The sequence below is a fragment of the Acinetobacter sp. ANC 3781 genome (genome assembly GCF_004331285.1).
Classification (GTDB): domain Bacteria; phylum Pseudomonadota; class Gammaproteobacteria; order Pseudomonadales; family Moraxellaceae; genus Acinetobacter.
This window is the reverse complement of sequence record NZ_SJOH01000002.1, coordinates 75944-99170: the sequence shown is the minus strand read 5'-3', so window position 1 is coordinate 99170 and position 23227 is coordinate 75944. Positions and strand designations below refer to the sequence as shown.

Annotated in this window: 24 protein-coding genes, 1 other RNA gene and 1 pseudogene; 18 read left to right on the top strand and 8 right to left on the bottom strand. The window is 40.8% G+C overall.

Annotated features, from left to right (window positions below; translation table 11 throughout):
* Positions 1-32: 32 nt before the first annotated feature.
* Positions 33-941 carry a TIGR01777 family oxidoreductase gene (locus tag E0H89_RS02115; protein WP_131214191.1) on the top strand — a complete coding sequence of 303 codons (909 nt, stop codon included), beginning with the start codon at positions 33-35 and terminating at the stop codon, positions 939-941.
* On the opposite strand, the gene thiO is transcribed toward E0H89_RS02115, so the two are convergent.
* Positions 927-2048: a glycine oxidase ThiO gene (gene thiO / locus E0H89_RS02110; protein WP_131214189.1), complete on the bottom strand. Its 1122-nt coding sequence runs from the start codon at positions 2046-2048 to the stop codon at positions 927-929. The two genes, E0H89_RS02115 and thiO, sit on opposite strands and share 15 nt — an antisense overlap.
* Positions 2049-2066: 18 nt before the next feature.
* Entirely contained in the window at positions 2067-3080 is a 1014-nt protein-coding gene (gene hemB / locus E0H89_RS02105) for a porphobilinogen synthase (RefSeq protein WP_131214187.1), read from the bottom strand.
* A 106-nt stretch (positions 3081-3186) separates the two neighbouring features.
* Here hemB and E0H89_RS02100 point away from each other — a divergent pair, with 106 nt between their 5' ends.
* The 3 genes from E0H89_RS02100 (at position 3187) to E0H89_RS02090 (ending at position 6666) form a co-directional block, all read left to right on the top strand.
* Entirely contained in the window at positions 3187-3684 is a 498-nt protein-coding gene (locus tag E0H89_RS02100) for a thioesterase family protein (protein WP_131214184.1), read from the top strand.
* A gap of 288 nt (positions 3685-3972) precedes the next feature.
* Complete coding sequence (locus E0H89_RS02095; protein ID WP_131214182.1) at positions 3973-5124, top strand: HlyD family secretion protein; 1152 nt, start codon at positions 3973-3975, stop codon at positions 5122-5124.
* 6 nt (positions 5125-5130) lie between these two features.
* Positions 5131-6666 carry a DHA2 family efflux MFS transporter permease subunit gene (locus E0H89_RS02090; protein WP_131214180.1) on the top strand — a complete coding sequence of 512 codons (1536 nt, stop codon included), beginning with the start codon at positions 5131-5133 and terminating at the stop codon, positions 6664-6666.
* Positions 6667-6739: 73 nt separating this feature from the next.
* Here the strand turns inward: E0H89_RS02090 and glpK are convergent, their stop codons facing one another.
* On the bottom strand, positions 6740-8224 hold the full coding sequence (glpK, locus tag E0H89_RS02085; RefSeq protein WP_131214177.1) for a glycerol kinase GlpK: 1485 nt from the start codon (positions 8222-8224) through the stop codon (positions 6740-6742).
* 131 nt (positions 8225-8355) lie between these two features.
* Here glpK and ssrA point away from each other — a divergent pair.
* From ssrA to E0H89_RS02055, 6 genes are all read left to right on the top strand, one after another.
* Positions 8356-8714, top strand: a transfer-messenger RNA (tmRNA) gene (gene ssrA / locus E0H89_RS02080).
* A 182-nt stretch (positions 8715-8896) separates the two neighbouring features.
* On the top strand, positions 8897-10036 hold the full coding sequence (locus tag E0H89_RS02075; RefSeq protein ID WP_131214175.1) for a tyrosine-type recombinase/integrase: 1140 nt from the start codon (positions 8897-8899) through the stop codon (positions 10034-10036).
* Between the two features lie 524 nt (positions 10037-10560).
* Positions 10561-10851, top strand: a complete 291-nt coding sequence (locus E0H89_RS02070) for a hypothetical protein (RefSeq protein ID WP_131214173.1) — start codon at positions 10561-10563, stop codon at positions 10849-10851.
* A gap of 144 nt (positions 10852-10995) precedes the next feature.
* Positions 10996-12162, top strand: coding sequence for a hypothetical protein (locus E0H89_RS02065; RefSeq protein WP_131214171.1), 1167 nt, complete (start codon positions 10996-10998; stop codon positions 12160-12162).
* A 246-nt stretch (positions 12163-12408) separates the two neighbouring features.
* On the top strand, positions 12409-13350 hold the full coding sequence (locus E0H89_RS02060) for a YagK/YfjJ domain-containing protein (RefSeq protein WP_131214169.1): 942 nt from the start codon (positions 12409-12411) through the stop codon (positions 13348-13350).
* 70 nt (positions 13351-13420) lie between these two features.
* Positions 13421-14287 (top strand): hypothetical protein, encoded by an 867-nt coding sequence (locus E0H89_RS02055; RefSeq protein WP_131214167.1) that lies wholly within the window; start codon positions 13421-13423, stop codon positions 14285-14287.
* A gap of 109 nt (positions 14288-14396) precedes the next feature.
* Here E0H89_RS02055 and E0H89_RS02050 read toward each other — a convergent pair.
* From E0H89_RS02050 to E0H89_RS02030, 5 genes and pseudogenes are all read right to left on the bottom strand, one after another.
* Positions 14397-14588 (bottom strand): annotated as a pseudogene (locus tag E0H89_RS02050) (hypothetical protein); the annotation flags it as partial.
* Between the two features lie 20 nt (positions 14589-14608).
* Positions 14609-15431, bottom strand: a protein-coding gene (locus tag E0H89_RS02045) for an IS5 family transposase (RefSeq protein WP_131214165.1) whose coding sequence is annotated in 2 segments (ribosomal slippage) — positions 14609-15049 and positions 15051-15431 — 822 coding nt in all. Because the reading frame shifts where the segments join, the coding sequence is not laid out codon by codon here.
* Positions 15432-15453: 22 nt separating this feature from the next.
* Entirely contained in the window at positions 15454-15834 is a 381-nt protein-coding gene (locus E0H89_RS02040) for a hypothetical protein (protein WP_250697815.1), read from the bottom strand.
* Positions 15835-15897: 63 nt separating this feature from the next.
* Positions 15898-16203, bottom strand: coding sequence for a hypothetical protein (locus E0H89_RS02035; protein ID WP_131214162.1), 306 nt, complete (start codon positions 16201-16203; stop codon positions 15898-15900).
* Positions 16204-16389: 186 nt separating this feature from the next.
* Positions 16390-16665, bottom strand: coding sequence for a hypothetical protein (locus E0H89_RS02030; protein ID WP_131214160.1), 276 nt, complete (start codon positions 16663-16665; stop codon positions 16390-16392).
* 824 nt (positions 16666-17489) lie between these two features.
* On the opposite strand from E0H89_RS02030, the gene E0H89_RS02025 reads away from it, so the two are divergent.
* The 8 genes from E0H89_RS02025 to E0H89_RS01985 all read left to right on the top strand — a co-directional run bounded on the left by E0H89_RS02025 (position 17490) and on the right by E0H89_RS01985 (position 23209).
* Positions 17490-17813 (top strand): hypothetical protein, encoded by a 324-nt coding sequence (locus E0H89_RS02025; protein ID WP_131214158.1) that lies wholly within the window; start codon positions 17490-17492, stop codon positions 17811-17813.
* Positions 17814-17876: 63 nt separating this feature from the next.
* The gene (locus tag E0H89_RS02020; RefSeq protein WP_131214155.1) at positions 17877-18923 is read left to right on the top strand and encodes a DUF932 domain-containing protein; all 1047 of its coding nucleotides are present in this window, start codon (positions 17877-17879) and stop codon (positions 18921-18923) included.
* Positions 18924-19071: 148 nt separating this feature from the next.
* Positions 19072-20115: a YqaJ viral recombinase family nuclease gene (locus E0H89_RS02015; RefSeq protein ID WP_131214153.1), complete on the top strand. Its 1044-nt coding sequence runs from the start codon at positions 19072-19074 to the stop codon at positions 20113-20115.
* A gap of 117 nt (positions 20116-20232) precedes the next feature.
* Positions 20233-21162 carry a recombination directionality factor gene (locus tag E0H89_RS02010; RefSeq protein WP_131214150.1) on the top strand — a complete coding sequence of 310 codons (930 nt, stop codon included), beginning with the start codon at positions 20233-20235 and terminating at the stop codon, positions 21160-21162.
* A 68-nt stretch (positions 21163-21230) separates the two neighbouring features.
* The gene (locus E0H89_RS02005) at positions 21231-21461 is read left to right on the top strand and encodes a helix-turn-helix transcriptional regulator (RefSeq protein ID WP_131214147.1); all 231 of its coding nucleotides are present in this window, start codon (positions 21231-21233) and stop codon (positions 21459-21461) included.
* A gap of 282 nt (positions 21462-21743) precedes the next feature.
* Positions 21744-21920, top strand: coding sequence for a methylation-associated defense system helix-turn-helix domain-containing protein MAD1 (mads1, locus tag E0H89_RS01995; RefSeq protein WP_004984461.1), 177 nt, complete (start codon positions 21744-21746; stop codon positions 21918-21920).
* 34 nt (positions 21921-21954) lie between these two features.
* On the top strand, positions 21955-22542 hold the full coding sequence (locus tag E0H89_RS01990; protein WP_131214145.1) for a DUF1819 family protein: 588 nt from the start codon (positions 21955-21957) through the stop codon (positions 22540-22542).
* A 106-nt stretch (positions 22543-22648) separates the two neighbouring features.
* Complete coding sequence (locus E0H89_RS01985) at positions 22649-23209, top strand: DUF1788 domain-containing protein (RefSeq protein WP_131214143.1); 561 nt, start codon at positions 22649-22651, stop codon at positions 23207-23209.
* Positions 23210-23227: the final 18 nt, after the last annotated feature.

The window sequence follows — 23227 nt, the reverse complement described above, 5'->3', positions numbered from 1 at the left end:
TTTTATAGATAGGAATACAGTGAGGTAGTCGAATGCTAAAAGAAAACGTACTGGTAACGGGTGCAAGTGGTTTTATTGGTTCGCATCTATTGCCTTATTTATTGTCGCGTGATTACGCAGTGATTGGTCTGACACGTCAGAAAAACAAGATTTCCAATCATCCTGATCTGAGCTGGGTTCAAAGTCTGGAGGAACTTAAAACGGACCGGATTGATTATGTGATTAACCTAGCGGGTGAAAATATTGGCCAGTCACGCTGGACCGCAAAAAGAAAGCAGCAACTCATTCAGAGTCGGGTTGAAGTTACCCACCAGCTTTACAGATACTTAGAAAAAAGACAGATTTTTCCGAAACGTATTATCTCCGGTTCTGCAGTGGGCTATTACGGTATTGACCCGAGTGAACAATGGTCAACCATGTGTACCGAACAGTCTGCCCCACAATCTATTTTTATGTCGGAACTGTGTCAGTTATGGGAACAGGCGGCATTAAGTTTTCAGCAACAAAATACCAAAATTGTGCGCTTCGGAATTGTGTTTGCAAAGAAGGGGGGCATTCTTCCACGTATGCTGTTGCCGATTAAACTGAATATGGTGGGGCGTATCGGACATGGTCGGCAACCGGTGGTATGGGTGCATGTTCAAGATGTATTGCGCGTGATTGAGTTCCTCCTGACAAAAGAAACCAGCTCACAAATTTTTAATGTGGTCTGCCCAGAAAAAATGACCCAAACACAATTTGCTCAAACCGCTGCACAGCAGCTGCATCGTAAACCTTTATGCTGTTTACCGGCTTTTGTTTTGAAGGGGATGCTGGGCGAACAATCACAACTGGTTTTAAACGGTCAATATGTACAACCGAAAGCACTGCAGGAGCTAGGATTCGAGTTTAAATATCCTACGTTAAAACTGGCTCTGGCCGATATTCTAGCGAGCTGCTAAAGCTTCAGGTCTTAGTCTCTGCGTACTAAAAGCGGCAGGATCTACAAAGGTGGGCTGTTCAAGTATCAGCTGTCGTAATAAACGTGCCGAGGCAGGCCCCATACACAGACCATTACGGAAATGTCCGAAGTTGGCCCATAGATTATCAAACTCTGGCATTTTCCCAATATAGGGCACACCAGTAGGTGAACTTGGTCTGAGTCCTGCCCATTGTTTCGCAATTGGAAAACTCTCAAGTTCCGGCACCATTTCCAGACAGGCTTTGTAAATAGTCTGTTGGGTGTGAATATTCGGTCGATGTTCAAAACCCAGTTCATCCATACTGGAGCCACAGACTACATGCCCGTCCTGACGTGGAATCAGGTACATCACCTTATTCATGCAAATGGTCGGCAACCACTTTTCAGGGGTTTTAAACAGCAGCATTTGTCCCTGAACGGGGTTGACCGGAATGCTCATATTCAATTGCTGCGACCAGTGCGCGGACCATGCACCTGTGGCAATGACGATTTGGTCGGCCTGAATCTGTTGGCCAGATTGGGTCTGAATGGAAGTCACGCGCTGCTGTTGAATATGAAAATGATCCACCCAGGTATTTTCATAGAATTGTACCTGCGGGTGCTGTTTTAAATAACTGATTATGGATTTGAGCAGACGTGGATTACGGACATTAGACAGCTGCGAAAAATACAGCGCTTGGCTAAATTGCCCTGAAAGATGCGGATTGATCTGCTGAAGTCGCGGCTGTTGTAAAAGTTGGCATTGCTGCATCGGTTCATCAAACTGCTCGGCATAACGCTGTCCGATATCAAAATCGCTTTCATCTAGAATCAGCATACCGGTATTATGAATTTCAAAATCAATGCCCGTGATCGGTTCTAATTTCTTATTCCATTCTAAATATAGCGATTTACCGTGTTGCGCCAATTGATTTACCGCACGTGGATAGCGCCAAGGATACATAGGCGAGAGAATACCGCCACCGGCCCAAGAGGCTGCTTTTCCCGCTTGTTGCTGATCGAAAATAATCACGGAGCATCCCTGTTCCACAAGCTCTAAAGCAGACAATAGACCGCTAATGCCTGCTCCAATAATAGCAACTTTCATCGCTTAAACCACTATTCCTTATTTCATGTTTTTCAGTTTAAGCGCAGCTTCTTCAGCGAAGTAAGTCCAGATGCCATCGGCACCGGCACGGCGGCAACTCATCAGCGATTCAATAATCACATCTTCTGATAACCAGCCATTTTGAATGGCACCGGCCAGCATCGCGTATTCACCGCTGACTTGATAAACAAAAGTGGGTATACCAAAAGTATCTTTTGCTTCACGCACGATATCGAGATAAGGCATACCCGGTTTCACAATCACCATGTCTGCACCTTCCTGAATATCCAATGCAATTTCATGCAAGGCTTCAGCGCGGTTGCCGATATCCATCTGGTAATTGTATTTGTTGCCACCTTTCAGGTTGCTGGATGAACCCACCGCATCACGGAAAGGCCCATAGAAGCTAGACGCATATTTAGCCGAGTACGCCATGATACTGGTGTAGATATGACCATGCGCTTCAAGCGCATTACGAATCGAACCAATACGGCCATCCATCATATCACTGGGTGCAACCACATCTGCACCAGCTTCAGCATGACTTAAAGCCTGTTTAATCAGACAATCAACCGTTTCTTCATTTAAAACATAACCCGTGTCATCAATAATGCCGTCTTGACCGTGCGTGGTATAAGGGTCGAGTGCGCCGTCAGTGATCAGCACCATTTCAGGCAATTCTTTTTTCAGCAGGCGAATGGTGTTTTGAACCAAGCCATCTTCATGCCAGGCAGCTTCAGCAGTGAGGCTTTTATCTTCCTGCGGCGTTACCGGGAATAAAGCGAGTTTAGAAACTCCCAATTCCAGCAGGCGTTCTGATTTTTTTAACAGCAGGTCAGCAGAAAGTCGCTGAACCTTCGGCATACTTGGAATATCTTGGGTCTGGTTTTGGCCCGGAAGTACGAATACTGGGTAAATGAGATGATCGGTCGTCAACTGGGTTTCACTTACCATAGACCGTAATTTGTCATTTTTTCGAATTCGGCGCATACGGGTGGCAGGAAATGCAGGGCGATTGAACGTATAAGTCATAACAATCTCAATGATCAGTATTAAACTATGGCTATTGTAGCCCTAGAATCAAATTTTGGGGCAAAAGTTAATAGCTATTTCTCAAATTAAGGTATTCGGGCAGACTATGACACAAGTAGAGAAAAATTGGACCGGTAACATACATTTAGGCACGAAAGTGGATATTGATGTGGTCCTGAAACAGTTGTGTCATGCATTCAATAGTTCTCCTTACTTCAAACATAACGAGATGGTCATGCGTGTTGTGGATGGACAAATTGAAGCCTATATTGAAATGCAGCCTTTTATGATTGGCAATGTTGCCTTTCAAATTTTACACGGCGGTGTGGCTGCAACTATTCTGGATAGTATTGGCGGCATTGTTGCGATGGGCGAGTTATATAAAAAAGCAGAAGCGAATGACCTGCCGGATACCATTAAAAAAGTGACTCGTTTGGCAACTGTTGATATGCGGGTCGATTATTTAGCTCCAGGTCGTGGAAAATATTTTATTGCCCGTGCTGAAACCTTACGTTTAGGACGTAAGGGCTGCACTATGCGCATGACTTTGATCAATGATGAAGACAAGCCGATTGCCACTGCGATTGCTTCTTATGCTTATTAAGTTCAGTTTAAGCTTGGTCATTTAAACTCAAAAGAAGTGAATTAAATATTCGGCATTGAATGAAAATTCAGTGCCGAAATCATTTTTAAAAACTGGTGAGTTACATTTTTATTATCACATCATGATTTTTTGTCATTAAAATGTGTCGTCAATATTAAACAAGAAATGACTTTCTCATCGACACCATCTCATGACATTCATTTGTCTTGCATAGCTGTTCGTTTCAGATCAATCAGAACGACATATATGATGGGTAATGACCAAGTCTGCTGGATTTAGGAATAATCGATGACAGATGCTCAAAATACCCTGCCAGAAACACAGCCAGACAAAGAAATTTCGGACACTGCTGCAAAAGCAAAACGCAAGAAAGCCTTAAGTATTGTCGCGATGATCTTTATTATTGCAGTGATCTTATATGCAATCTGGGCATTATTTTTAAATCATTCAGTCACTACCGACAATGCCTATGTCGGTGCAGAAACCGCTTCGATCACCTCAATGGTGAATGGTCAGGTTGGGCAAGTTCTGGTCAGTGACACGCAACAGGTCAAACAGGGCGATGTCTTGGTCCGGGTCGACAATCGTGATGCAGAAATTGCGGTTGCACAGGCGCAAGCAGAATTGATGAAAGCAAAACGTCAATACAAGCAGACGCAAGCCAATAGCAGTGCATTAAATTCACAAGTGTTTGTCAGTGATGACGGTATTCATAGTGCAGAGGCGCAGGTGGCTAAAGCACAAGCTGAATTTAATAAGGCGCAGGATGATTTGGCGCGTCGTAGTAAATTAAGTGCATCAGGTGCGATTTCGAAAGAAGAACTCAGCACTGCACAAAGTGCCGTGAATAATGCTCAAGCCGGTCTGGATTTGGCTAAAGCCGGCTTGGCTCAGGCACAATCCAGTCAAAAAGCGGCACAAAGTACTTTAGCTGCAAATGAAGCGCTGATTCGCGGCAGTAATGAAACCTCAACTCCGGATGTGCTAATTGCTCAGGCAAAACTGAAACAGGCTTTGCTTGATTTGGAACGTACTGAAATTAAAGCACCGTTTGACGGCGTAATCACCCGCCGTAATATTCAGGTGGGGCAGCGTGTTGCCGCAGGTACCGTGTTAATGATGCTGGTACCGATTCATAAACTGTATGTCGATGCCAACTTTAAAGAAAGTCAGCTGACAAAAGTGCAACCCGGGCAGAAAGCCACTCTAACTTCTGATTTATATGGTGATGATGTTGAGTTTCATGGCACAGTGGTTGGCTTTTCAGGTGGTACAGGGTCAGCATTTGCCTTAATTCCTGCGCAAAATGCGACGGGTAACTGGATTAAAGTGGTTCAGCGTTTACCGGTACGTATTGCCCTTGATCCTAAAGAGCTGGCTGAACATCCATTACGTGTAGGCTTGTCGATGGAAGCGAAAATCAACCTCGCTTCGAAGTAGTCGCTTATGAATAATAATAACTACGTACCATTTGGCGACCTGAAAGGGGGGCGCCTGATCCTTGCTGCCTTTGTATTGGCTCTGGCCAATTTTATGGTGGTTCTGGACATGACCATTGCCAATGTCTCCGTGCCGCATATTACCGGCAGTCTGGCGGTTTCCAGTTCCCAGGGGACTTGGGTTATTACCTCCTATGCGGTTGCGGAAGCGATTTGTGTCCCGCTGACCGGATGGCTGGCCGGGCGTTTTGGTGCGGTGCGACTGTTTGTGATCAGTCTGATTGGCTTTACAGTTTTTTCCATTCTGTGTGGATTATCTACCAGTTTGGAAATGCTGGTCTTTTGCCGAATTGGACAAGGCCTGTTTGGTGGGCCCATCATGCCGCTCAGTCAGACCTTGTTAATGCGCATTTTCCCTCCGGAAAAGCAATCACAAGCCATGGGCATGTGGGCGATGACCACTGTGGTTGGACCGATTTTGGGTCCAATTTTGGGTGGTGCGATTAGTGATAATCTGTCTTGGCACTGGATTTTCTTTATTAATATTCCAGTCGGAATTTTCTGTGCGATTGCCGCATTGCGCTTGTTAAAACCTGCGGAAACGTTAATTTCAAAAATCAGAATTGATACCATTGGACTGTTTTTACTGATTTTGTGGATTGGTGCATTACAGTTGATGCTCGATCTTGGACATGAAAATGACTGGTTTAACAGTACCTTCATTTGTGTCTTGGCTGTGATAACCGTAGTCGGATTAGTTCTGTTTATCATCTGGGAAATGACTGAGCAGCATCCTGTCGTCAATATCCAGATTTTTAGATATCGTGGTTTTACCTTCTCAGTCTTGTCTTTAGCCTTTGCCTTTGGGGCATTCTTCTCCAGTATTGTATTGATTCCACAATGGGTACAGATTAACTTGGGCTATACCGCAACATGGGCAGGTTATCTCACTGCGACCATGGGCTTTGGTAGTTTGCTCATGTCCCCGATTGTGGCAAAAATGGCGACCAAGTACGACCAAAGGATTTTAGCCAGTTTTGGTTTAAGTCTTCTGGCGGTAGTGACCTTGATGCGTGCTTTCTGGACAACTGATGCTGATTTTATGGCATTGGCATGGCCACAAATTCTACAAGGTTTTGCGGTACCGTTTTTCTTTATTCCTTTATCCAATATGGCACTGGCTTCGGTACAGCCACATGAAATGGCATCTGCTGCCGGCTTAATGAATTTCTTGCGTACCATGGCCGGGGCAATCGGTGCTTCCATTGCCGTAACGCTTTGGGATGACCATGCCAAAGTTGCACGTAGTGAAATGGTTTCCAACTTACATGTGGATGAAGTACAAAATACCCTGACACAAGCTGGGGTGAGTTCACAAGGGGCATTGGGCTATATATCAAGTCTGGTCGATAAGGAAGCTCTAACTTTATCAGCCAACCATGTATTTTTGATTTTAGCGATGGTTTTTGTTTTTGCGGCTTTAATCGTCTGGCTCGCACCACGCCCCAAATTGGGTACGGGGGGCGGTAGTCACGTGCATTAATGCTCATCATTCATGACATAAAAAAAGCCGCTGAATTCAGCGGCTTTTAAGATAAAGAATATTGCCGTTAACCTTATATATCCGATCGTGACCGCTTTAAAGCCGTTTGCCACTGAGTTAAACGACTTTGACGCTGATCCGCATTCATATTTGGCTCAAATGCCCGGTCTAGCTGCCAAGATTTGGAAATCTCTGACAAATTAGAAAATACGCCTGCCTTTAAACCGGCCATTGCTGCCGCACCCCATGCAGTTGATTCCAGCATTTTTGGACGCAGTACCGGAACATTAAGAATATTTGCCTGAAATTGCATCAGCATATCATTGCGACTGGCACCCCCATCTACGCGTAATTCTTTTAAAGGATGGCTAATGTCTGCCTGCATGGCCATCAGCACATCGGACACCTGAAAAGCAATCGATTCTAAGGCTGCACGCGCGATATGGGCTTTGTTGGTTCCGCGAGACATCCCGCAAAGCAGGGCACGAGCATCACTGTCCCAATGTGGCGCGCCGAGTCCGGTAAAAGCAGGTACCAGAACTACGCCGTCAGTATCGTCCACTTGGCAAGCCAGTTTTTCAACCTCGCTGCTGTTTTGAATAATCCCTAAACCATCACGTAGCCATTGCACAATGGCTCCTGCCATAAACACGCTGCCTTCCAGTGCATAGCAGGTTTGATTTTGGCATTGCCATGCAAGTGTACTGAGTAATTTATTTTGGCTAAATTGAACTTGATGACCGGTATTAAATAGCATGAAGCAACCGGTACCGTAGGTATTTTTCGCCGTACCTACATCAAAACAGGATTGACCAAAAAGCGCAGATTGCTGATCGCCCAAAATACCGGTAATTGGGATGTTGGCACCCAGTAAACCGGTGGCAGTATCAGCAATATAGCTATCGGATGAAATAATTTTGGGTAAAACGGAATGAGGAATATTAAATAGCTCAAGCAGTTCTTCATCCCAAGTTTGAGTTTGCAGGTTCATCAGCATGGTGCGAGAAGCGTTACTGGCTTCAATGACATGTTCAGCACCTTGGGTTAAGTTCCACATCAGCCAGCTATCGACCGTGCCAAACGCGACATGCCCTTGTTCGGCAAGTTTGCGTAAGCCATTTATATTTTCCAATAACCATACCAGTTTGCCGGCACTGAAATAGGGGTCTATGCGTAAACCGGTTTTATGCTGAATTGTATCGAGTAAATTTTGTTGGGTGAGTTGGTTGCACCATTCGGTTGCGCGACGGTCTTGCCAGATAATGGCAGGAGCGAGTGGCTGACTATTACGCTTGTCCCATACTATGGTTGTTTCGCGTTGGTTGGTCAGCCCAATGGCTTTAATGTTTTTAGCAAGAATGTGAGCAGAGGCAAGTGCTTGTTGTACGACTGCGATCTGTGTAGTCCAGATTTCTTGGGCATCTTGCTCAACCCAACCTGAATGTGGTGTTTTGATATGGGTTTCACGTTGAGCGGTTGCCTGAACTTGTCCATGTTCGTTGAAAATAATCGCACGACTTGAGGTCGTCCCCTGATCGAGTGCAAGTAAATAGCTCATAATTTTTTCTGTTATTAGGCTTGAAAAGTAAAATATTAGCGCAATAATGTCATTAAGCGCATCTAGTTGTGTAAATGTTTAGAAAAGGGGTCGTAATTTTTGACATTTATGCTATGATTGCTTTGTACTTTGGGGGTGTTTCTGGCTTCGACGCTGGTGATGAAACTCATAGATGCATGCCGAGAGCGCATTTTCTCTCGTAAATCAAATTTGCATTTTTTAGTCGCAAACGACGAATCATACGCTCTAGCTGCCTAAGGGCAGCTTGTCCGCCTCTCCGAATACTTGTGGTTAGAGAGACCGACTGAAGCGCACGCACACAAGGCCGTATAAAGTCAAGCCTCGGGGCTTTATACTAAATTAAGAGGATCGCGATTTGTATCCTGTTCGTCGGGTCACAAAGAGTTAAAACAATAGACGATATCTAAGCATGTAGTATTCTCGAGCGTAATGCTGGCGGACGCGGGTTCAACTCCCGCCACCTCCACCAAAATTCTTTCTGAAGTAGTCCATCGGAATATAAAAAAGCCTTTAAACTCAATGTTTAAAGGCTTTTTTATTGGCTGTATTGTCCGATACTGTCCTAAGCGATTTGACCCTATTTTTGCTTTGTGTGGGTAAAAATTGGGAAAATTTACCCAGAAATTAACACAACAAATTCTGGTTAAAGATATGTCACTCACAGATGCAGAATGTAGAAAAGCTCAACCGCAAGATAAGCAATATCGTCTATCAGATTCACATGGTTTATCGCTGATTATTACGACTAAAGGTCAGAAGTATTGGAATGTCCGCTATACCGTTCATGGGCAGCGTCAATCTGAGTCACTAGGACCATACCCAGAACTTAGTTTGAAAAAAGCTAGAGAAATGGCTTATGAACTTAAGTATAAACATTCAAAATCAGTACTTCATGAGGACATAAAGCCTTTCTTTAAAGAAGTAGCTGAAGATTGGTTTGAGAATCAGAAAGAAACGTGGTCCCCGAAGCACATTAGCAATGTCAGAGCATCTCTAGATGAATTGTATCTTTCATTAGAAAATAAGCGTATTAATCAGATTCAAGCACCTGAAATTTTACAGATCATAAAAAAGATTGAGGCAAGAGGCTCACTTGAAGTAGCCAAACGTACCTTATCTCGCTGTGGCATGGTCATGAAGTACGCTATTGCACACGGCTATCGCTACGATAATCCTGCAGGTGATTTGGTTTATGCTCTCAAGAATAAAAGAGTCAAAAACCTTGCTTCCCTTACTGCCTCTGAAATGCCTGAATTTTTAAGAAAGGTAAGAGCATACCCAAGTGATGCTCAGACACATCATGCGATTATTCTGATTATGCTGACAGGCGTTCGGGTTAGTGAGTTGCTGCAAGCACGCTGGGAAGAATTTGATTTGGAAGGACGTAAGTGGGATATCCCTGAAGAACGAATGAAGAACCGTCTTCCGCATCGTGTACCGTTGACGGACATGATGATTGCTGAGCTAAAGGCTTTGAGGCTTACTCATAATCAGGAACTGTTATTTCCACATCGTTTGAATAACAAAGAATCAATGCGTAGTGAGTCTATTTTGGCTGTGATCAAACGTTCAGGCTATGCGGGGCGAATGACCACACATGGTTTTAGATCGCTATTCAGTACAGTTGTAAACGAATCGAATCTGTTTAATCCAGATGCCATTGAACGCCAGCTTGCTCATGTGCCACAGAATAGAATTCGCTCGGCCTATAACCGAGCACAGTACTGGGATGAGCGGGTGAAGATAATGGAGTGGTATGGGATGCAAGTAGAATCCTGGTTAGCAGGTTGAAAAGCATAAGAGGCTATACTTATGCATAGCCTTACATACTTAATTTAATAGTGGAACTTAGTATAGGGTATTTGGGACGTTATCTTTAAGTTTTAATAAACAAAATTTTTAAACGAATCAGTTAAATACTGATTTGCTGTCGCCTGACTTATTCGGGAAATTTTTTATTATTGCGATTCGCTAATGCCATGATCAAAGCCATTCCTTTCTCCCTATCAAGTAATTGATATTTAACGAGTTATGAGATTGCCAACTTTTGGCTGTTATCAAAAACTTCTTCTTTCTATATAAAATTAATTGGTTAAATATAATTCATTTTTGACTTGTAAAATAAGCTAAGTCATTATTCTGATTTGATTTTTCGAATAAAGTGAAATTATGTATTGTGATAGAAAATTCAATTTTTATCACGTGAAAATCTAGTCAGTTAAAGTTTTTGTTTAGCTTATGCTTGATGAAAAAATTTTTCTTTTATTGTTTGGTGGAAAATAGTAGATTTAGTCGGATTTTTTAAGGAGTTTAAAATGAATTTTGCAGTTCCATCATTAACAATAGTTAATCTTGACAATCTAGTAGATGCTAACGGTAATCATATAAATTACTTTGTTAATCCAGTAATAAATTTGAGCCAAGTAAGCAGTTTTTTTATAACAGCTGATTTTGGACAAAAATTTACAAATATTATTGGTGATAATACTATAAGATTTGGGATTCAATTCCTAATGATTAGTGGTCAAAAAATTGATTGGTATTTTAATAGTGAAAATGAACGTAATGAAAATTATTTTTCACTAACTAATAGTTTTAAAAAATAATAAAAGAATTTTTTATACAATTTAATTTTTAATAATATTTTTTTAATTATTTTGTGTACAGAAGAAATTATTTTTGGTACAAAAAAGCAGCTTTTAAAACCGTTTTTTTGTGGTTAAGGCTCTGAAAAATATAGGTTGACTGTGGTGAAATTAGCATTAGATCAGGTTGTTGAGGAGATTTATGTTTTAGAAGAGGAATTGCAGCATCATTTTAATTTTTATGATTCTAAAAGTACCTTATTGGGTCCAGCGCAAAGTGAGATAGATTTTTCTTTTATGTTTAAAATAGAAAAATTTATTTCTTATATTTTGAAATATAAAAGTGATCTCTTTAAAATGATACCTCAACCTACTGGTGGTTTTTTTTGTGCTCCCACGACTCTTTCTAGAGAGTTTAATCCTTATGATTTTTTATATTACCGATCACAATCGCCAGACCAGTTTGTATTTCGTCTTGAAAGATATAGTGTTCGTTTACAATCATTTGTAGAAACTTTAAGTAATGTTAATGAGAATCATCAGACGAAAACTATTCCTGAAATTTTATTAAATAATCCTGAGGTTTTGCAGAGTCATATACCATATTTAGATTCGGAATTAAGTCATCAACACAAAGCAAATCTGAATTATTTTGTAAATTGTTTAAGAGTTAATTTAGCTCAACCCGATATTGATCAAGTGATTAAAAGTCAGATTAAGAAAACGAATGCGAAATATCGAGACTATTGTGACTATGTTGATGGACTCTTTAATAAACATGGTGATTTGACTTTCATACCATTGGACTTGTGTTTGTATAGAGAAGCAAAATTGGTTGAATCTCTTGGCAGAACCCTTAATTTAGCTGAGTTAAAAACTAAATTGTTAAATCACGGGCGTAATGTAGATCCCTTGAGCCGTTCTGTTGGCTATATTGGCAAATGGGAATGGTCTGAAGTTAAACTAGGACTGTATTTCCGCATTATTTTTATTTTTCCATCTGATAAGATCTGCGATGTAAAGACTATCCAGAATGAGTTAAATTTTTACTGGTGTGAAACTATTACGGAAGGCACTGGATTATGTCATCATGCCTCTCTTGCTACAAAGCCTGCGAAATTTAAGAAGAGCTATTGTTCTATAACGGTAAATGATGAAAAAACAAAAAATATTTTTAAACAAAGGGTTATAGGGTATCTGACTAAAATTGAAAAGTATTATTGCCCTCCAGAAATCAGACAATCATTAAAAAATATGTTAAACCAAACTAATGATTATGTTACGGATCGAGAATTGAGTTTGACATTTAGAGGACACGGTAAAAAGGATTAAATTAACTTTAGCTTCTCTCTGCTAGGTTAAGTCATGTATTTTATACTCTGTCAGATTAACCAATTTACTGTCGAGTCGTAGATGGAGCTTAGCGGGTTATTAAAGTTATTATATCTAATGATAATTATATACTTATCAATGTCTTAATTCATTGTTGATTGACTCTTTACTCATATATATGGGTGAGCAAGTAAAAGATTACAGACATGCCTGTGATATGAATCCTAACATGATGAGTATCACAACATGAATTTGACTACACTAATTTGGAATGAGTCTAATCTTTGTACTGCAATTGAAGATTTTGTTTATAGCGTTTGCTTTGAACAAATGAGTGAGCAGCAATTCAAACAGTCACTCAGCACATTATATGAAGCCTTTCATTACTTCTATTCAGCACAGCTTCACTACGCTGAATCCATCCAATATTTTATTCAGTGTAAGTACTGGATTGATCATTTTCTGAATGGTCGATCAGCATCATACATCTTAAATTTTAGTACTCAGCAAGTTTCAATCCTATGCTGTGTATTGAGTCAATATCGAAATGAATACTGGAAAGAACAAGCCCGTTTTATCCAACAAGAACAGCAGAATCGAAATTCACTGTATCAGTATCTGACTAAACTCATTACCCACTATTCTGAGCTGTTATTTGTGCGTGTCGATTTGGGTTATCTCGAAGAACAACAGGTCTATATAGGTATTCAAGATGTTCAACAGCATATGAATATTTTAAGAAATCGCATAGCTAATCAAGATGGATGTTTCATGGGGTTACAGGGCTATGCATGGGCATTAGAGCCGGGTGCAAAAAAAGGCTATCATTGCCATTTATTGCTAATTTATGATCCATCTAAACGTTTGAGTGACTGGTATCTCGCTGATCAGGTTGGGAAATTATGGCAAAGTATTACAGGTAATCTGGGATGGTACTTTAATTGTAATACCACGGATCATAAGCAGCAGTTTAAGGAACTTAATCGATTAGGTGTAGGACATATCCAGTGCAATGTTGCAATGGAAGTCAGTAATGCATTGAATGCTGCTATGTATCTGGTCAATCCTGAAAAGTATGCACAGCATTTACGCGTAAAGATACCGTATATGCGCAGCTTTGGTACGGGCCAATTTGAAGTGCATTGGCGTAGAGGTGTTGCACAAACCTTACAGCAATGTGGATTCTAGGTTAGATCACCATTAAAAAGTTACGGCACTCCTAAGTATATGAAATAAATAACTTAGGAAGTGTTTTACAATGACTACTTACAATGAATCTCAAACATTTTGTGAAATTGAAAACTTTATTCAAGCAATCTTAACCAAGCAAATCAGTGTTGAGCAATTCAAACAGCAGATCATTCCCTTGATTAAGAAATCCAGACGATTTTTTGTAGATGGGAATAATTACATCGCTGCCATTATTGTGTTTAAGCATCTTGAGCAGATCATCTTTAAAGCCAATGCGTTTAAGTTCTACGATTCTATTCAAGACTTACCTGATCATGTGGTGGAAGGTTTTATCAAATATGTGCAAGATCAAGCCGGGTTGATTGAAGCGGATTATCAATATGATCAGAACGAGTATAAGAAGCAGGTGAAAAAGGCTGAACGCTTCTTATCAGAATGTATACAACAACAAGATCAATTAACCATCTTTCCAATTTATTTAAGTATTAAACCTGAAGTGCTATCAGTGATTCGCTTATATGATCTAGATCTTTACTTAAGTGCTTTTCTAAAGTTAATTCGATCCAGAGATACTGAGCTGTTTCGTTCCATTCATTCGGTGATTTGGCAGATTAAACATGATCCAGAGCAGGGCTATTATGTTCAGTTATTCTGTATTTATGCTGGACAGGCACAAGCTGTCACTTTAACGGACCATGCCCGCAGAATTGGTGAACAATGGTTAGATGTAACCAATGGTTATGGAGTCGTTTCATTTGAAGAGCACGATTTAAAGGGTATCTCGGTAAATTGTTTGGATGACAAGCAGATTCAACGTGCTTTGCAGGTTATAAAAGCCCGCATGAACAACCATGCTAGAAATCATTATTTAAGAGTGACAAGGCATCGTAGAAAAACCTTTGATTGTCAGCGGATAGGTCTAAGTTTGGTTTAAAGACGAAGGCACGCACATATTGCTAACATGTACTGATGGGCAGTCTATGGGAATGAAGGTTATTCCCATAGATACAGAAGCAAAAACAAAGCTGCCTTATTATTCATGACTAAAAATTATAGGTATAGGTTAATCCACTGTTGGTGGTGAGGGTCACTTCACGCACATTTTCAGCAGCACAACCGAGATACACCTGGGCCACTGAGCCATAACGCATATTTTGATAATCATAAAAACCTTTGGTTCTACAATTGCCACGATTGATTGATACGTTGGTCAGGGTGGTTGGATCATCATTCAGTAGATCTCTTGCGAAAGTCATTATCGAAAATTTATCCGGTTTACCAATGCAGCTATTAAGTTGACGCGTAAACCAAATCTTTTCCGTCTATTTCGATAGCGTTCACTTAATATTCTAAATGTTTTCAATTGACTATTGATGTGTTCGATCACAACTCGTATTTTTCCAATCATTTTATTGTACTTTTTCTCAACATCAAATAAGGGTAAATTCTTCTTTTTCTTTATTGGCATCAATAACTTAAAGCCATCTTGCTCTAATCCATAGTAACCTAAATCGGTCATAACATATTCACAATGTTTGAATTTCTTAACCGTTTTTCTTGCCAGTTTAATGTCATGCTGACTGCCATTCGATATATCTAGCCCTATGATTTGTTTGCTCTTTGGATGATAGATCACTTGTACTTTTAGCGTATGTTTCTTCTTTTTACCACTGTAGAACTTACTCTGATTTTTTTTTCGGGCGTTCTATTGAACATTCTGTGGCATCAATAATGACCCAGTTAAAGTGTTCGTCTGCTGTGGTAATGCTTCGTTTTGGCAGAGTAAAACGTCTTGATTTCATTAATGCATCTTCAACTTTTTTAATGGTTCGATTCACATTGCTTTCAGCGATATGGTAATTTGCCGCCAATTCCAGTTGAGTGCTGTAGTTCCGTAAGTAATTGAGCGTTAATAACAACTGATCCTCTAAATCTAAAGTATGAGGACGACCTGATTTCTTTTTGAGTGATTCTGCTTTTTCTAAAACATCTACCATTTCGGTAAAAACTGGTCGAGGTACGCCAACCAGGCGTTTAAATTCAGAATCTGAAAAACGGTTTAATTTCTGATATCTCATGAAATCTATATTGAGGTGGTTTTTACTTTCGCAAGAGGTCTAGTGACATGATATTGAGTTTATCCACATAGCCTGTCCCGGAATATTGCGATTGATCACGACGGACACGCACTTCAAACTGTTCTTGGATCGGTTGTTCCTGTGACAGTTCAGTCATTTGCTCAGCATCAGCGCCATTTTCTAAAAATGATTTATCAACGACAAAATCATCTTCGGACTGATTGGATGTCTCAGACTGATCAGATGTCTCAGACTGATCAGAAGTGCTATTTGCGGTAGCGGCTGTATTTTGATCTGTTGTTGCTTTGGGTTCTTCTGTGGCTTGAGATTCTTTGGCTGGACTACAAGCCGTTAAGTACAGTATTAATACACTGGATAAAAGAATCGGGTGAATCAGTTTCATGGCTGAATTCCTAAAAAATTGCTTATTTCATATATGAATAAAGTCGTTGTTCGTTCTTTATGTTTATTTACATTTACCTTTGTGAACTGATTGCACCAAACGTGGTTCAGTTTTATCTACATCTAGATGTAGGCAAATGGCTTTTTTGCTTTTAATTGAACTGGAAATCAGTTCTTCACCCTGAATTGGATTGCTACCACCTGCGTTATAAACTTGATAACGCTTACCTAAAGTGGTTTTAAAACTAAAGGTATCACCTGATTCACTAAAGCCTTCGATCTTTTTGACGATGACGGTTACTTTATTGAATTGTGCAAACAGTGAAGTGCAGATCAGACTGAGGCCACAGGTCAAGATGAGTTTTTTCATTTGGTTATGCCTCTGGCTTAGTTCTTAAAAATCGTCACAGGCCAAACCACGGCTTTACCGAGATTGTAGGCATAGCTGTAATGTGCCGTACTGCTGCAATTCTTGAAATATACTGAGCAAATTAGTGCGATCAGCACATAGCCGATAATTAAATAGTTTTTCATGTGTTTCCCCAGATGCTTGAATTTATGACTGACATTGCTGAACAGCGTGTGCCATCACCACGTTAAAATCTTCAGGAGGTTGCATCGTTTCCCTAACCGTGACATCCGCCATTTGTTGCATAAATTCAGGCGAGTAATGCGCTTCGACTTTGTCGTAAATACAGCCACAAGTGGAGCGGTCTAAACCACCCGCCTGACAGCCAGCTTTAAAGTCGCGTTTGACCTTGCTGTCACAGGCAGTCAGTAAGGTGCTACTGAGGAGAATGGTGATTACCCCAAACCAAGTTTGATATTTCATTTCTGTTCCAAATCATTGTTATCTATTGTTCTAAAGTCATACGGATGGATTTATTTATGCCAGCCTGCCAGATAAATCAGCAGCCATAGCCCGCCAAGCACAAAAACAAAGGGGCCAAGCATCGCCACCACGACGACAATTAAAATCAGCTGTGCGATCAATTTCATAAGGCTTTTCCAGCACAAAGCAGCCCTTGAATTAAAAACTCAGTGGATGATCAGTGCGGTGAAATGAATCAGTGCACAGAAGTTAAATAAAATGTTGGAATCGGAATGAAATGCCGAAGTCGAGAAGTAGGTATAAATGAAGTGAGTGTAGGGGAAGAAAGCACAGTAAATTGAATCATGATAGATGACTCCTTGGAATTATAAGAAGTTCTACCAAATTACTGCTAAATAATGGTGGCAGAACGAAAGGGGGTTAGCAGACTGGGATCCAAGGAACCAGCACGCACAAGGCGTCCCCCTCCCGTCCTACCGCAACAACAGGGGGACACGAGGGTTCCACGACATACAAAATTACTTTCATATACCGTGCTGGATCTGCGGTCTGCTAAAACCGACTGGCAATGTAGGCCAGCCCTTGCATCATAATCGCTGATAAAAATCAGGTCAATTGATCCCTGTATCAAGACATTAAAATTGATTTAAAAAAGCATCGATTAAAATCACATTCTAAAAAAATACAGATACATATCATTTAAATGAGAAGCATGAGGCTCCTTCAAAACAGCCCTATGCAATAACCCAATTCACGTTTTGCCTGCTTTCCCCCAAAGCAGGCTTTTTTTATTTCACTCATTTTTTATTACAGGAATTAGTCAGATGAGTTTGCCTTGTCCTTATTGTCAGTCCCGAGACACGGTACTGCTGGAATCTCCACAACACTTCGTCAGCAACAGCAACAGCAATTCACCTTCAGCGCAAAACAATGTGATGTCACCTCTAGCACTGGCGACGTTGGGTATCAGTGTTTCTAAAAGTTTAAACATCCCCCCGATTGCAGGTGCCCTCGTCGGGGTGCTGATCGGTGGCATTTGGATGCTGATAGCGGAAGATGAAGTTCAAAGTAACTCCCATCCTGTTTATAGCCGACATTATTACTGCAATGACTGTGACCGCGATTTTAGTCCGAGTATCCGCAACTAATTTTTAAATGAATTCATTCAATTACCTTTTACAGCAATTCAACTTTTTATAGGAATTAAAATCATGGCACATCAAATTGAACAAATGGCCTATGTCGGAGAAACCCCTTGGCATGGCTTAGGTAATCAACTTACGCAAAATCAACCGATTGAAGTCTGGGCACAGCAGGCAGGCATGGATTGGTGTATTGAATCTTCAGATGTCAGTTACATGGCACAGAATGAACGGGGGCAAAGTATCATCATGCCCTATGAAGAACAGCGGGTGTTGTATCGCTCTGATACCCATGCACCGTTATCTGTGGTCAGTCAGCGTTATCAGGAAGTGCAACCTAAACAGATCTTGGAGTTTTATCGTGATCTGACTGAACAATCGGGCTTTGAGTTAGAAACCGCTGGGGTGCTGAAAGGCGGGAAGAAGTTCTGGGCTTTAGCCAAAACTGGACAGACTTCAGCCTTAAAGGGTAAAGATGTCAGCAATGGCTACATTCTCTTAGCCACTGCTTGTGATGGCACCTTAGCCACCACAGCACAATTCACTTCAATCCGTGTGGTGTGTAACAACACACTGGCGATTGCCTTAAAAGGACAAAGCTCAAGCGCAGGAGTGGTCAAAGTGCCACACAGTACCAAGTTCGATGCAGAAAAAATTAAGCAGCAACTCGGTATATCCGTCCGTGCATGGGATGAACATATGTATGAAATGAAACAACTCAGTCAGCGTAAAGTCACCCAGACAGAAGCAGCCGCGTATTTCGATGCCGTGTTTAACAATACCAGCTTAAGTCCAACCGAGCAGGAGGATGGCATTATTCAGTTCTATCGTAATGTCGCCACCCAAGCCAATTCAGCCACTAAAGCTGACAACAAGACTGAACCGAATGGTCGCGCGATGTCAAAAGTCATGACCATGTTTAATGGACAAGGACGAGGTGCAGAACTGAGTTCAGCCAAAGACACCGCTTATGGTTTGCTATGCAGTATCACAGAATTTGCCGATCACGAACGTCGTGCCATGAGTCAGGATCACCGTTTGGATTCTGCATGGTTCGGTGCTGGAGCAGGGCTTAAGCAACGTGGACTGGAACAAGCTTTACGCATGTTGGCCTAATTTCAAAGTATTAATTGATTAGCCTAAGTAGACTAATCGCAATACTGAAATGCTCAACCTTACAAATACTTAACTCATTCCTTCAAAAGCTGTGTCTACGGACATGGCTTTTTTTATGTCCAAAATTTAACAATGACAGGAAATCGCTATGAATTTAGCCGTAATTCATCCAAACAACGCAACACTGAATATACATGCCAACCGTCCGAAACTGTTTACCGCAAAACGTTTCGTAGAGACTAAAAATATGACGCAAGCCGAATGGCTAGAAGTACGACGCAAGGGCATTGGTAGCAGTGACTGTGCTGCTGCCTGTGGACTTAATCCGTATATGTCGATGCTAGAACTGTGGATGATCAAGACAGGACGCATTCAACAGAATATCGAAGATGAAAGCGAAGGACATGCACCCTTGTACTGGGGTAAACGCCTTGAACCACTCGTTGCAGAATTCTACAGCATGCATACCAACTATAAAGTCCGTCGTGTCAATGCAGTACTACAACACCCTGATCCAGACAAGCACTTCATGTTAGCTAATCTGGATTACTCAGTTGTTGGAGATGCCGATGTACAAATACTGGAGTGTAAAACCGCAGGGGAATATGGTGCCAAGCTGTGGCGAGATGGTGTGCCTTTATATGTACTTTGCCAAGTGCAACATCAATTGGCAGTGACAGGTAAAAAGGCAGCCCATATTTGCGTATTGATCTGTGGACATGAAACCCGAATCTTTAAAGTCACCCGTTCAGAATCGGTGATCCAGCACATCATCAATGCAGAGCGTTACTTCTGGGACTGTGTAGAAAAGGATACCCCACCAGAAGCGGATGCCAGTGAATCGGCAGCCAAAGCTTTACAACTGCTTTATCCAGAACATATACCACTCAGTACGACTGACCTGTCTGAAGACGAGCAAGCCAATCAACAGTTTGAACAACTGATCCGAGTACGCAATCAAGTTGAAAAGCATCAGGAGCAATTTGATTTACTCAAACATCAGCTTCAAGCCAAGATGCAACAGGCTGAACGTGCCACCTTTAAAGCGGGTTCAGTGACGTGGAAGAAATCTAAAGACTCGATTGCTTTGGATAGTAAAGCTTTACTTCAATCACACCCTGAATACCTCAATCAGTTTCCACAAGCCAAGCAAGGGACACGGCGTTTTCAGATTTATGCCAATGGTGCATAAGTCCATTTTTATCCATACAAGCATCAAGTGAAATACTAACAAGCAAGCTCATATCAGCCCATGCCCACAGCATGGGCTTTTTGATGCTTATTCAATTTACATAAAGAGGATATCAAGATGATCAAAGGTTTAGCAATTACACCTCCGATACTCGGCAGAATTAGTATTGGTAAGATGGTAGAAAAGAATGGTAAACGTGTCCCTGAAAAGGATGACCAGTTTACCTTGACCTCTCAAATCCAAAATAAAGAGGGCTGGGTGAAACATCCCTTAGATGAACAACTCCGAGCCAAAGCACCCAATCAAAAACTGCGAAGTATCCCAGTCCGTATGATCTTCAATGATCCTGAACTGAATCTTCGAGCAGAGTACAGCTTATTTGACCGTCAAACAGGCCGTCCTGTTTGTGTAGGCAATGGTGAAACTTGTCGGCGACTGACCAATCAAGGGGTAGAACAGCATCCATGTGCATCGCCTGATTTATGCACATTGGCACAAGGCGGGTTATGTAAACCCTGTGGTCGACTCTATATGAATTTAGATGAATCGGATGAATTTGGCACCTTCATCTTTAGAACTACAGGCTTTAACAGTATTCGAACTTTGGCTGCTCGGCTGAGTTACTACCACGCAGCATCCAATGGCTTACTTTCATGCCTACCTCTGCAACTCACTTTAAGAGGCAAGAGCACTACGCAAAGCTATCGAATGCCTGTGTATTACGTGGATTTAACTTTACGGGAGGGTGTTCATTTACAAGAAGCGATTCAAGTAGCCAAACAGATTGATGAACAAAGTAAGGCAGCAGGATTTTATCAGGAGGCACTGGATTTCATTGCAGGGCAAGGTTTTGCTAATGCACAGTTTGAGGTGAATGCGGAGGAGGGTGGTGAAATTGTTGAGGAGTTTTACGTGGATAAATCTTCTGAAATTCAGCAACAGCCTATTGATTCGAGATCCAAGACTAAACCTAAGCTCAATCAAGATGATGGATTTGTACAGGATATGCAGAAAGAGTTACAGGGGAGTGTGAGGGCAGTGAATTAGTTAATTTTTTACAGACGTCCTGATTATTTGAGCAGTAACGCTCGCATTATTGATTTGGAGTAAATTTCATGAATGCGTTTGTTGGACAAACTTTTCAAATGAATCAACTGATTAGTATTAAAGAAGTCATTAAATTTGTTGGTGTTGGTAGATCAACGCTCTATGAAATGATGGATGAATACTCACCTTATTATGACCCGACTTTTCCCAAAAAAGTAAAAATAACTCAGAATCGTATCGGCTGGTCGGCTTATGAGATTAATCAATGGATTGAAAGTAAGTTGGCGAGCCGTGAATAGAAAGGGAGCTTTTGCTCCCTGATTTTTTTTGTTTTTTAGTAGACTAAATTTAGTTTTTAGCCTAAGCATCAATAATGGAGACAATAGACTATTATAATCAATATGCAGATGAATTTGCTCAAGCTACGGTTCACGTAGATATGGGCACGCTATATCAACCATTTCTAATTACCTATTCAAGAGGTAATTTCTCTATATCAAATTATAATCATTATTACTCAAAATTCTTGTTAATTCCTTAATTTTCTCATAATCTACTATTAGTCCGAATTGGGTAAGATTATGACTAATGAAATATTGACCTTAAAAGAGGTCGCTGATTATCTCAAGTTAACTGAAAAGACCGCTTATCGTCTTGCTGCTGAAGGAAAGCTACCCGGTTTTAAAGTAGGTGGTAGTTGGCGCTTCAAAAGAGAGGATGTAGAGAAGTGGATAGAAGAACAGAAGGTTAAAAAATAATCGACAGGTGGTTTTTTATGAGATTTAGAAAGTAGTGAGTAGCGCAAAATATACTCTCAGTTTCACAACTGGAGCAGCTTTGATTTATGAATCTGTCATAGTTGCAGATTTATATGCAGAGCTTCAAAATTGGCCGAAGGTTCGGTCTAAATTGATGGCTGAAAACAGTTTCCAGTCACGTACTGAGAGCACTTTGAAAAAACTGTATGGTGAAATTTCTAGAAGATTAAAACACCTAACTGATGATCAGTTGAATTTGCTTGCTATGGGAACTGATGAACAGAAACAGGCATTGGTCTGGTTGGCTATTTGCCGCCAATATCAATTTATTTATGACTTCACCATTGAGGTCATTATTCCTCAATATGAAGCAGCACATTTTTTGTTGACCCATGCAGACTACGATGCATTTTTTAATACGAAGGCAGAGTGGCACGATAATTTGGATTCTGCTTCACGACAAACTAAATCTAAAGCACGCCAAGTGATTTTCAAAATGCTGAAGGAGTGTGGTCTCATTAGTGATGAAAATGAATTAATTTATCAAAAACTTGATGAACATTTGTGTCAAGTGATTGGCAAAGCATCCGATGACTTAAGGCTCTACCCTGGAAATAGTTAACAGAATAGACAATTGAGATGCTGATTTGAGTACAGAACGAGTGATGAAGAAATTAAAGTATAAAACGATAGATACTAGGAATCTTCAGGAATGCCAAGAGCACCTTATGAAGGTGATCTCTAGTACCTCATTTTTGAATAATGAAGGCCTGAACAATGAAGTGCCTTTTCATATCTGCCCGTACGAGACCTCTATTCAGAAAGATATTACACAATTAACAAAACAACTCCGTAATGATCTAGAAGGTCAAAATATAAAGACTTTGGAAATTAACTTGTATGACTTAGTTGTTGAATTGCTGAAATGCGAAGGCGACTGGGACTGGTTACTAGAACATGAGCAGGATATGTCTAGAGAAGAGTTAAAAGATGAGTTGCAAGGCATTCTAGATGTTGAAACTGTTATAACGCCAGAAATAGCGAAAAGGATGAAAGAAGAAGAGCATGACTTAATGCTGCTAACAGGTATAGGGGAAGTATTTCCCTATATCAGGTCACATAACATTTTAAATAATTTGCAAAAAACAGCGAAAGATAAACCTACTCTAATGTTTTTTCCTGGTGAATATCAACACTCATTGGAAAGTGGGGCATCTTTGATTTTATTTGGGCTTCTACAAGATGACAAATACTATAGAGCATTCAATATATTAGACCGTGCAGTATAAGCAGTAGCATGAGTTAAG